At 37.4% G+C, this 11453-nt stretch carries 11 protein-coding genes; all 11 read right to left on the minus strand.

Going from position 1 to position 11453, the window contains the following annotated elements; all coding sequences use genetic code 11:
- Positions 1–15: 15 nt before the first annotated feature.
- A complete protein-coding gene (locus EFD62_RS04035) occupies positions 16–234 on the minus strand; it encodes a YlzJ-like family protein (RefSeq protein ID WP_069193399.1) in 219 nt (72 codons plus the stop codon).
- The gene (locus EFD62_RS04040; protein ID WP_069193398.1) at positions 231–1007 is read right to left on the minus strand and encodes a ClpP family protease; all 777 of its coding nucleotides are present in this window, start codon (positions 1005–1007) and stop codon (positions 231–233) included. The genes EFD62_RS04035 and EFD62_RS04040 overlap by 4 nt, the downstream gene beginning before the upstream one ends.
- Positions 1008–1148: 141 nt before the next feature.
- Positions 1149–2438, minus strand: coding sequence for a hypothetical protein (locus EFD62_RS04045; protein WP_069193397.1), 1290 nt, complete (start codon positions 2436–2438; stop codon positions 1149–1151).
- A 20-nt stretch (positions 2439–2458) separates the two neighbouring features.
- A complete protein-coding gene (locus tag EFD62_RS04050; protein WP_069193396.1) occupies positions 2459–4960 on the minus strand; it encodes a hypothetical protein in 2502 nt (833 codons plus the stop codon).
- 72 nt (positions 4961–5032) lie between these two features.
- Complete coding sequence (locus EFD62_RS04055) at positions 5033–5554, minus strand: type II secretion system protein (RefSeq protein ID WP_069193395.1); 522 nt, start codon at positions 5552–5554, stop codon at positions 5033–5035.
- A 44-nt stretch (positions 5555–5598) separates the two neighbouring features.
- On the minus strand, positions 5599–6897 hold the full coding sequence (locus EFD62_RS04060; protein ID WP_069193394.1) for a hypothetical protein: 1299 nt from the start codon (positions 6895–6897) through the stop codon (positions 5599–5601).
- Positions 6897–7448 (minus strand): PilN domain-containing protein, encoded by a 552-nt coding sequence (locus EFD62_RS04065; RefSeq protein WP_069193393.1) that lies wholly within the window; start codon positions 7446–7448, stop codon positions 6897–6899. The genes EFD62_RS04060 and EFD62_RS04065 overlap by 1 nt, the downstream gene beginning before the upstream one ends.
- A gap of 31 nt (positions 7449–7479) precedes the next feature.
- A complete protein-coding gene (locus tag EFD62_RS04070; RefSeq protein WP_069193392.1) occupies positions 7480–8040 on the minus strand; it encodes a PulJ/GspJ family protein in 561 nt (186 codons plus the stop codon).
- 96 nt (positions 8041–8136) lie between these two features.
- Complete coding sequence (locus tag EFD62_RS04075; RefSeq protein WP_128705777.1) at positions 8137–8640, minus strand: type II secretion system protein; 504 nt, start codon at positions 8638–8640, stop codon at positions 8137–8139.
- Positions 8641–8776: 136 nt separating this feature from the next.
- A complete protein-coding gene (locus EFD62_RS04080) occupies positions 8777–9991 on the minus strand; it encodes a type II secretion system F family protein (RefSeq protein ID WP_069193390.1) in 1215 nt (404 codons plus the stop codon).
- A gap of 406 nt (positions 9992–10397) precedes the next feature.
- Entirely contained in the window at positions 10398–11453 is a 1056-nt protein-coding gene (locus EFD62_RS04085) for a type IV pilus twitching motility protein PilT (protein WP_069193389.1), read from the minus strand.

Consider the following 11453-nt stretch of genomic DNA (forward strand, 5'->3'; position numbering starts at 1 on the left):
AAACAAATAAAAGCTTTAAAACGTTCCGGAAATTATATTTCCGGGCATCAGCTCCGGCTTCAAAAAAGCCTTTGGAGAAGTACTGATAACCCTGTTTATCACATATCTGTTGTTTGAAAGAGGCGTAACAACAATCCTCTCTCCGGAATAATTCATCTCAATATAGCTTTGATTTTCTGACCAGCTGAAGTTCTCAAATACAACTTCCGGTGGCACTATTGAATACAATATCATTGCAATTCCTCCTGAACCTGATCTGCTCCTGAAGAAATATTACTACCAGCCTTTTTCTTCTCCTCTATCAGTTCATACAGCTTATTTAATGCATCTTGTAGACCTCCTGCTTCATCAATAAGCCCATGCTGAACAGCTTCATCCCCAAACAATATGGTACCCACATCATTGGCCAACTCTCCAGTCTTTAGCATAAGCTTTCGGAAATTATCCTTTGATATCTTTGAATTCTTGGTCACAAACTGCACCACTCTTTCCTGCATTCGATCAAAATATTCGTACGTTTGCGGTACTCCAATTACCATCCCGTTTAGTCTTATGGGATGTATTGTCATTGTCGCCGATGGAGCAATAAAGGAGTACATGGTTGATACTGCCATAGGTACGCCTATACTGTGTCCCCCACCCAACACAAGAGAAACCGTTGGCTTTGACATGCTGGCAATCATTTCAGCTATAGCAAGTCCAGCCTCCACATCCCCTCCGACGGTGTTCAAGATAAGCAACAATCCGTCAATTTCTTCGCTCTCTTCAATCGCCACAAGCTGTGGTATCACATGCTCATATTTTGTTGTCTTATTCTGAGGCGGAAGCACCATATGACCCTCTATCTGCCCTATAACCGTAAGGCAGTGAATATTTCCCTTGGAGGTTGATATAGAAGTCTTTCCCAATTCCTTTATTTCTTCAATGTCAGTTCTTTTTTCACTCCCGGTATTAACAGCTTCATCAACTGAAGTACTACCAAACGTAACTTTATTTTCCTTTGTCAAATCACCACATCCTTAGTATGTATAAAGTAATACTATTAGTATTATTTTTAACACAAAAAATATTACATCCAATAAAAAAGTCCTGCATATGTTTTCATGCAGAACTTTTTTTAATAAATTAATAATAATATTCAGAAATGATTATTTAAGATCAATATCGTCTTTTTTCGTCTCCGTATCCTTTTTCTCTTCCTTATTTTCCTTTGGCTTTTCATCATTCTTTTGGTAGAATTCATTAAGTTTGATTCCATCAATCATAAGCTTACCGTTTTTATCCTTTAGCGTAACGGTATAATCATATTTATACACTGTCTTATTGCCTATCATTCCATTTGCCTTTACTACGGAAGCATCAAAGGATACAAAATATACCTTATTCTTTTGGGTATAGCCCGGATGCTGGGTCACTTTAATATTGTCAAAACTATCTATTCTGTCCATATTAACCTGCAGCGGGAAGGACATAATATTGAATTTCTGCGTGTAATTCGCATCGGTGAACAGTATTTCACTACCATTTACCTTGTTTATTTCCAGCCCACTCAAAAACTCCATAAATCCTGAATATCCTTTATACCATTCAGCTCTCAAAAGAGACATTCTTTCCTTATCCAGCAACAATAAATTATTAAAGAACTGTTCTAGCAATGCCTTTTCATTGTCATATTGCTGTTTTTGCTCAGGAATATTGACATCAAGAAATTCTCTCTTATCGACAAATTCATTGTTCAGTTTTGAAATTCTCTTTGAAAGTGGGGATTTATAGTCGGCTTCCCTCTGGGTAAGCACCTTGTAGCTATCTCCGTCCTTTACAATCTCCACATCATATTTTGCCGTCACTTTTATATAATCATAATCTTCTTCGGCAACTACCTTCTCGACACCGTTTTCCTTAATCTTTTCATAGGCATTGGTCTCATTATTTATGTCATAATATTTGATGAACAAACTATTTGGCAACCCTTTGGCCTTAAGACCTACTTTTACATAATAAAGATAAGCATCACCGTTTTTACCTATAAAAGTTGATTCAATAATTGGTTTATTATCAGCATCTTTAAGTATTTCATAATTTAACATTGACATTCCGTTGACTTCAACAATTCTTGGAAGATGAATACCAATTTCAGGATTCTTGTTTCCCTCTTTAACAGTTCGCTGCGCTATATAACTGCTAATACTTGAAGGAATTTCACCTGTAAGGAGGTTCTTTGCATAGCTCTCTACAGTCTGCCCAAACAAAGCACCAAAGTACTCTGTCATAAACTCCTGAACCTTTTTATCTTCCTCAGCACTTGTATCCGGTGTCTCAATCTTAGGCGGCTCGGGATCGGTAGCCGGCGGTTTGTTAAACAACACCGAACATCCTGTGCTAAAAATTGTCGCTGCAATTAGAGTTGAAACAGTCAATATCTTCAATTTTTTATTCATAAGCTCCACCCCATAATTTTTTAAAATATATTATATAAATAAATATCGTGTTCTGCAAATTTATCAAGGAGATTATTTCTGGCTGCCCTATTTAAATAAGGGCTACCACTTGGATCTTTCTCTAAGACATCAGCTTCAGTTGTGAGTCCTAGATAGAAATCAACTTTTACATTACCTGCAGCACTTGTTGCCGGCACAATCTTGACTCCTGCATATCTTCCCCGGTCAAGATCTCTCGCCTGGGAAGTATCTCTATCAAGTCGGGTAAGTTTCGGTTGGTATTCTCCTCCTGACCAAGTACCGCCTCCACCGCTGATTATTGCTCCTCTTATGTCAGCACCACCATGTAATGTAACCGAACCAGCTGTAAGTATTATACCGTTGAATACACCGTCTATAACCAAATCAATCTTTGGGTCTTCATTAAACACCAAGAAGTATTCTGTGTCACTTACAAAGTCTCCCCCTGATCTACTGGCTGCACATTCAGTATATATATCCGGATAAAAATAAGATAAATTATATTCACCTTCTGAAAGGCTCGGATTTACTTTAATATAATACTCATTATCTCCATACGCACTAAATTTGCTCTTGGCCTTCTCTATCAGCTTGCTTATGCCATGTTCTCCGGAAATATCCCATTCGCTTCCGCTAGAAGGATATTTTCTGTTTGCAAGCAATTGGGTATAATCCAATAAATTATTCTTAATATTGTCCGGATCTCCAATTACCCCTGAAGTGTCCAGCTTGGAAAAAACCTTATGTGTATAAGAAGCATCACCAATTGCCGGAACATCATCCCAAAGACCACTGTCAAACTTTAAACCAATTAAATTTCCAAAGTCATCTTTTTTATAAATGTTATCAATTGCAAATTTATCACTTTTGACATAGCTAATTGCCTTTGTCCCAACAGCACCATACTCAGCTAAAGGCGCAGCATAATAACCCCAGTTTGCGGCTATCTCATATGACCACGCTCCAGAAACTGACGTAGGGGCGGTAATCCCTGTCGGAAGTTTATTTCTACCCCATACAGCTCTTATACTATCTATAAAATCACCAAGAACATAATCAGACAACCCTCCGCCGGTTTCAATATCACCGATACCATTCACCGGTTCTCTACTAGGCCAAAGCTGAAACAAATTAAAACGTCCACCAAGATCGCTTGATAGAGTATCAAGCTTCTTTCTTAACTCTTTATGGTATTTATCAGGATCACTTATATCACCTTCACTCCATGGATACATCTTGTAAAATGGTATCCTTATACCACTGCTAGTATCTTCATACCAGAACACAGACGCATCCTCCAAGAGTCCTGTGAAAATACCATCGTCATCTACTCTGAAGGTTCCTCCCGGAATTATGACATCACCATTTACAGCTATTGTAGACATTAACGATTTATCGGATAACATATTATGTACTGGAGCACTACTTATAATTGCACTTAAGTCATCATGATTTCTACTCGCAAAATTGTGGGATAAGCCTATAGCGCTCCCATTTATCGCAATTATTGATTCCTCTCCATTCATTTCAATATCATCAAAGGTATATGCATTTCTAAAAACCGATATTATATTATTATTTCCAAAAACCTGTATACATTGGGCTACTGCATCGCGATATACGTTTATCTGACTTCTATCTTCAAATTCAATTGACTCTGAAACACCTCTGTACGGTCCTGTTCTAATAAATGCCCTTGAGTAAGCATTTCCCCTGACATCCATACGTGCACCGTGCATTGCCATTATTCCACCGTAATAGAACTGCTCGGGCCAAAGAGTATCTTTTGGGAATGTACCGAAAGCCGATACATCTCCTTTAATATCTGCACTGAAATTATTTACACCTGCATTTGCTATAACATATCCCTCATTATCGTAATTTCTTGTGCTTATATACAAGTCACCTGCTGTAGCTATAGCAAAGGACAGCTTAAACTCATTTTGAACAACCTCGAATATAAAATCTTTCTCGGCATATAAAGGCTGCAGTGTGTTACCATAAGGATTATCAGGGTTATCAAATGAAGCTTCCGCTTGAATTCCAAGCTTAACCTTTACCTTTTTTCCTCCTGACAAAAACTGCGGAGCACCTATCATTTCTATCGACTTCAGTTTAATTTCCGAGTAATCATCTCCTGACAGACCCGCAACTGTTGACGCTTTTGAAGCAACATCTATATACTCGGTATCATTCAATTTCAGTTTTACTTTGTCAAGAATTTTCTGAACATAGGTATCAACATTAGCAGCAGTCACTTCATCAGGAAAATCAGCACCAATATCTACATCTTCCGATTCCTTTTGTACTATGTTAAACCATTTTTCTATGGCAGATTGACCAGCAAAATATGTAAGCTTGATATTATTCTGGCGTTTAGATAATGTCAATCCCTGGAGAGCAGAACTCAAAAGAATCACAGAAAGGGTCGTAAGAATTGCAGTAATAATTATTACTGTTATAAGTGCAGCTCCTTGTTCTTTTCTAATTAGCCTAAACATATTCCAACACCCCCGTTACAAAAAAATCATATATTTAAACATATACTATGTTATTGACGGTTTTATGGCGTGCTAAAGCGTAGTATTTACGTTAGCACCAATTTTGAAAGTATTTAATGTTTCTATATTGCCCTTGGCATTTTTGGCTAAAATCTTAACAATTACATGGTAGGTATATGGATATTCTGAATCATAACAACTACTATGCATATAACTTACAGTATAAAAATATTCCTCATTCCTAGCACCGGAAGAGTAAACTACAGCAAGGTTTGGGGAACTCTTTTCCACATCAGGAGTTGATTTTGCCCCAGTAATAAACGGCCTTATAAACCATTCTGTCTCTGTTGGTGTAGGTTCAAGCAGCATAAGAGGATAATTCTCCTGAAGCAAAGCCTCCGATACCTGATCTTTGACTACCTCACTGACTGCATTTACCTTTGTCTGTTGCTCAATAAGCTTAGACACTCTTAATGTGCTCATAAATCCCATTGTTATCGGGACAACTAAAATTCCCAACAAAGCCAGTGCTATAACAAGCTCCATAAGAGTCATACCTTTATTGTTATTCAATTTAGTGAATAATCTAATCATAATCTATCACCCTATATGCCCTAACCCATTTTGTTCTCTATTGACTAGACAATAGTAACCTTTTCAGTCGAACTGTTGCTGTAGATGCTGTTTCCATTTCTATCGGTTATTTTTGCTCTTCTGACCTTGTCAAACATCTTAATATTTATTTTTTTATCTGTGTTGTTGATAATCTGAAGATTCACACCCAAATCCTTATTCTCAATAGGATCCAAATTGTAATTAAGTACAACATGCATCTCCACAGTATCCTTCGGCACACGTCCGGTAATATCGAAGGTATTGCCAGCATTACCTATTACATTTATATCGACAGTATCACCATTAAAGGTCATTGTAACCTTTGGAGTAATCTTTGTTTTAAAATTTATCATTTTGTCAGTTTCATTATCATAAGCACAAAAATTTTGTCCCCCAGTGAGAAAGCTCTGCATATATATGCCTATATCCCCTCCAAAGGGTTGAGCCCCGCCGCTCACCACTGTATCTGTACTGCTTCCTGTAGAACCACCTCTTGACGAATTTTCACCTCCATCTGCACTTACATTTTCTTTTCCTGCCCCGGAATTAAGTGCTATTCCGGTATTTTCAAAAAAAACATTGTCTCCTTCATAATACCTATTGAAATTCTGACGACTAAAGTCATAAATCTTATCCATATTTCCGCGATTCAGTGAATACATATTAACAGTCAAACCTAGTTGCAACACTTCATTATCATCAAAAGCCATCTTTACAACAGTACTCTGTTCATCGGATTCAGTCTGAGGTTCTGTTGTATTTTGCGGAGTCTGCTGAGGTTGCTGGTTTGATGTGTTATTTTTTCGTTCAACCAATGGTGACAGTTCAAATCTTGTTATCTTGACTTTTCTGGTACCGCCTTCAAGATAATCGACAAGGTCCATAATTTCTCTATAAGTCATTGTTGCATCAAAATCAATTTGAACCTGATAATATGTCTGCGCATTCTTGTCCTCCTTAGAGGTCCCAATTTTTTTCTCCACCGGCCTATTAACGTCTACGTTGTACAATTTATTTTTGAAGAGTTTAGCAAGCTTTTCAACGTATTCAATTCCGTCGGTTACATTGGAATCATTAAGCAAATACGCCTCAAGTCTCTCATTCTGTACGGTTTTCATCTGAAGATTTCTTTTTAATGTTTCTATATTAGCTAAGTCGTTATCCAATTTTTGCTTCTTCTTTTGTTGAGCCTCAATCTTTACATTAATATCTTCTATCTTGGGACTAAATTTGGGAGTCCAAATAAACTGATAATACACAACTCCGTATAAAACTACCAACAATACAAGCAGAAGTACTACCTTTCCTTTATCCTTCCCCATCATTTCCCATCCTTTCTGCCTACAAGCAATGTAAAGTTAAATATGTTGCCCTCCTCAACATTAACTTCGCTATCTAAAGCCAAAAAACTCAGCCTCTGGACAGAAGACACGAATTCAGCAACTACTAAATTATCCTCAACCACACCGGTTACCTTTATTTTATTATTTTTAAAATCAAGATTCGTTAACTTACAACCTATCGGTGCAGCATTGCTTATTGCAACAATTATATCATTTATTGGATAGCTGGCACTATCGATTTGATTTAAAACAGTCTCTTTCTTTCCCAGTACACCGTTAATGGAGTCTAAATCTGAATTAACCTTCTTTACTTCGGTGTATTTTTCACTGTTTATCTCTTTTTCAAGTTGAGCAAGTTCACCCTCCAACATTTTTATGTGCAATAACGGCGCTACGAGCGAAGCTCCAACAACGACACCTACTAAAATCAAACCTATTATCCACTTTAACGCACCGGAACCTGAACTGGGTCGCTCATACGTTGTCGTGGACATTATGTCTTCAGGCAGTAAATTTATATCGCCCTTCATGATTTATTACCCCCTTATGTTTCTATAATAATTAATGAACTTCAATCGTTTTATATCTAACAGAATACTCTGTAATTATCTCCTCTTGAACATTTCCTGCTTTGTTTAGAATTCTATCGTTTTGTTTTGGCATAATATGTAGAATTAATTGTTTCACATCACCGTCTTCATAATACTCAAAATAACTCTTACTAATATCAACATCATCAACAGCTTTAATAAATTCACCCGGTACACCGGCATTAATAGTCCTTAACTGAAGCGAATCATCCTCAAACTTCCACTCTCTTTTTTTCTCGGTTTCCTCCGGCAGATTCATAGTAAAGCTCACACTACTAAGCTTCTTTTCGCCCTTAGCAGCTACCTCCCCGGTAGTCCACACTTCAACAGTTTTGGCATCCTGAACATCATGCCTTACCTGTCGTATAACATCCTGAATATCATGCTGCTGGTCAATAAAATTGCACCCCCGTGCAAAATCATTAAGCCCGCCAATAAATATTGTATAAATGATGGGGGCTGTTATACCCATTATTGCTATTACAACCAACATCTCCACTAACGTTGTACCCTTACAGTTATTTTTAAGCATAATCACTCACCCTGTAATAACATTCTATAGGTTATAAATCCTTTCCCGGCCGGCTCACGCCGACCGGGATAAGTTAAGATACTATATGTAGCTATATCATGTTCCTTCTTCAACTTTAACTTCGAGGCTGCCACCTTCCTCAACAGGTTCTACATCTGCCTTCATAAGGTCTTTAAAATATTTTATATAGTAACCTTTATGTTTATCCCATTGTGGTGCATAAGCCTCATAGCTTGGATCCGAACCATCTTTTGGAGTTAAATATGGACCATATTTTTTTGCACCTTCAGCACCTTCAGTTGCTTTTTCTCCAGTAGAATCCAACCAAATTTCTTCCTGTAAACCTTCGATTACACTTTCAACTTCATCGGAACCATCGTCTCTAATTTCAGACAAATCAATATCTCCTGTGTCAACCATATATGCAGTTATAGCTTTTGCAATCTGATCTGCAGTTCTTTCATCAGCTCTTCTCTTACTGTTGCCCAATACACCGGCAAACATGCTAAACGCTACAGCTGCCAAAACACCCATGATTGCGATAACTATAAGCAGCTCAACCAATGAAAAACCTTTTTGATTCTTTAACATTTTTTTCATACAAAACCCTCCTATTTTTTGTTTTATTTATATTGTTTGCACTTGCCTATGTACTTTATCTTATTCCTAAAAGAATTTAAATTAGCAGTATCCCCCCCTAAACTTTTTTGGAATAAGATAAATGTATAAGCAAAAACTAAAATGACATCTGATTGTAAATACTGAACATCGGTGTCAATACACTCATTACTATAAAACCAACAACCAAAGCCAATACAATTATAACTGCAGGCTCAATAAAACTCGTCAGCATTGCAAGGGAAGCCTCTACTTCCTCATCATAAAAATCTGCGGATTTATCAAGGGCAAAATCAAGGTTACCTGACTCTTCCCCGATTCGGATCATCGAAATGACCATCGGCGGAAAGTAGTTTAAGGCTGCAAGCGGCGTTGTAAGCCCCTTACCTCTTTTTATTTCCTCAATTACACCATCGATTTTTTCCTTTATTACCTGATTTCCTAAGACCTTCTGAACTACTTCCATAGATTGAATCAACAATACACCGCTAGACATTAATGTTCCCAGTGTCCTTGTAAGCCTTGCTGTCACAATATTCTTTGTAACGCCTCTTATTACAGGCAGTTTAATCGCCATTGTACCAAAGAATATCTTTCCTTCGTAGGTTCTCGAAAAGTATATTATTGCTGCAGAAATCACACCCAAGGCTCCCAATATGATATACCAAAAAGATTTGAAAAAGTCACTTACTGCAATCAATATCTTTGTATAAATCGGCATCTCAACATTGAAATCACCAAGGACATCAACAAATGTAGGTACAACAGCAACCATCAATATCATTATAACAGCTACAGCTACCACTGATACCAAAATCGGATATGTAAGGGCTCCTCTTATTTTCTGGTTCAATTTATTTTCCTTTTCAAACTGAACTGCCATTCTTTTAAAAACCAAATCAAGCTGACCGCTTATTTCTCCGGCCTCAACCATATTTATCAGCATTTCCGGGAAAATTTTCGAGTGTTGCCTCATGGCATTAGAGAGTGCTATACCTTTTTGAATATTATCATAAACATCATCAAGACATTCTCTTAAGGTGCTGTTTGTGGTCTGCTCCCTTAATACGTCCAAGGAAGTGGCTATAGGCACACCGGCTTCCAATACTATAGCAAATTGCCTACAGAATATAGCCATATCCTTCGCCTTTACTTTCGGCTTAAACAGACTAATCTGGCTTATATCGTTTATTACATTCTTCTCAACGATTTCCACCGGGGTATATCCCTTGTCCAGAAGCAGTCGCCTAAGTTCCTCTTCACTGTCGATTTTGGTTTCCCCGGTAAACAATTTGCCGGCCTGATTTTTAACCTTGTAGCTGTAAAGTGGCATTCCCTAAACCCCCAACAAAATATTGTCTGCAAAACAATATATTTATTATGATTTTATATCATATTTGATTACATTATAAACTGTATGAAACCCTATAGTTTATTGACCTTATGTGATGATTATGCTTTGACGTGGGATAGGAAGATATATTGATGATCAATTTAAAAACGAATTTTATAATTCTATATATGTATAAATAGATGGTTCTTTTAAATTGATACAAAGAACTTTTTTCGAAACTAAAAGTCAGATATGCCATCAATCTACCCAACCTCCCATATTAATACATACCAATAAATAAAAATAAATAAAACAGTAAAATAATCTTTAATAATTTATATCTAATTCTTAATTTTTTACTTATTAATATTGTAATACATTTTTGAAGAAAATGCTAGTGTTTTTTTTAATTTGAGATTAATTTTCTCAAATTATCCATATCAATGGAATACTGGCACGCACTTTCGTAGTCTATTTCCCCAGATTTATAAAGTTCGGCAAGGCAACTGTCCATGGTATACATTCCGAACTGCGAGCCCGTCTGAATACAGGTATTTATCTGAGGCGTACGACTCTCACGAATAAGATTTGCAATAGCAGGTGTCCACACCATGGTCTCAGTAGCCAGTACACGTCCTTTGTTATCGGCTCTTCTTATAAGCTGTTGGGATATAATTCCCATAAGCACAGTAGAAAGCTGAGTCCTTACCTGTCCTTGCTGATGTGGCGGGAAGACGTCAATAATTCTATCGATGGTTTTTGCAGAACCAACGGTATGCAGAGTAGACAGCACCAAGTGACCTGTCTCCGCAGCCGTAAGTGCCGTTGAAATAGTCTCCTGATCACGCATCTCTCCTATGAGTATAACGTCAGGGTCTTCTCTTAATACAGACCTCAACGCATTGGCATAAGATTTTGTATCGGCACCTATTTCTCTTTGGTTTATAACACTTTTGTTATGTCTATGTAAGAACTCTATGGGGTCTTCAATAGTAATTATATGGCATTTTCTTTTACTGTTTATGTAATTAATCATGGCAGCCAATGTAGTGGACTTTCCATGACCTGTAGGCCCTGTTATCAGAATAAGGCCTCTCTGCTTCAATGAAAGGTCATATACAAGACCCGGAAGTCCGAGTCCTTCAATCACCGGAACTTCTGTAGGTATTGTTCTGAATGCGATTGCACAAGTACCTCTTTGTTTGAAGACGTTAACCCTGAATCGTGCTACTCCAGGAACCGAGTAAGAGGCATCGACTTCACCGATGTCAAGAAAACGCTCATACAATCTAGTGTTTAAACATTGCTTGGCAAGCTGTACACAGTCGTGCGGAGTCAATATCGGCTCATTTAGATTTATTAGATCACCGTGAACCCTTATAATCGGGGGTACTCCCGCACAAATATGCAGGTCAGATGCACCATTTTCAACCGTTTTTGTAAGCAAATCATTTATATCCAT

The organism is Acetivibrio mesophilus (assembly GCF_004102745.1).
Lineage (GTDB): Bacteria > Bacillota > Clostridia > Acetivibrionales > Acetivibrionaceae > Hungateiclostridium > Hungateiclostridium mesophilum.

Bases quoted from the DNA above. Each gene is read 5' to 3' on its own strand.
- EFD62_RS04035 (WP_069193399.1), bottom strand. From the start codon at position 234: ATGATATTGTATTCAATAGTGCCACCGGAAGTTGTATTTGAGAACTTC.
- EFD62_RS04045 (WP_069193397.1), bottom strand. From the start codon at position 2,438: ATGAATAAAAAATTGAAGATATTGACTGTTTCAACTCTAATTGCAGCG.
- EFD62_RS04050 (WP_069193396.1), bottom strand. From the start codon at position 4,960: ATGTTTAGGCTAATTAGAAAAGAACAAGGAGCTGCACTTATAACAGTA.
- EFD62_RS04055 (WP_069193395.1), bottom strand. From the start codon at position 5,554: ATGATTAGATTATTCACTAAATTGAATAACAATAAAGGTATGACTCTT.
- EFD62_RS04060 (WP_069193394.1), bottom strand. From the start codon at position 6,897: ATGGGGAAGGATAAAGGAAAGGTAGTACTTCTGCTTGTATTGTTGGTA.
- EFD62_RS04065 (WP_069193393.1), bottom strand. From the start codon at position 7,448: ATGAAGGGCGATATAAATTTACTGCCTGAAGACATAATGTCCACGACA.
- EFD62_RS04070 (WP_069193392.1), bottom strand. From the start codon at position 8,040: ATGCTTAAAAATAACTGTAAGGGTACAACGTTAGTGGAGATGTTGGTT.
- EFD62_RS04075 (WP_128705777.1), bottom strand. From the start codon at position 8,640: ATGAAAAAAATGTTAAAGAATCAAAAAGGTTTTTCATTGGTTGAGCTG.
- EFD62_RS04080 (WP_069193390.1), bottom strand. From the start codon at position 9,991: ATGCCACTTTACAGCTACAAGGTTAAAAATCAGGCCGGCAAATTGTTT.
- EFD62_RS04085 (WP_069193389.1), bottom strand. From the start codon at position 11,453: ATGGATATAAATGATTTGCTTACAAAAACGGTTGAAAATGGTGCATCT.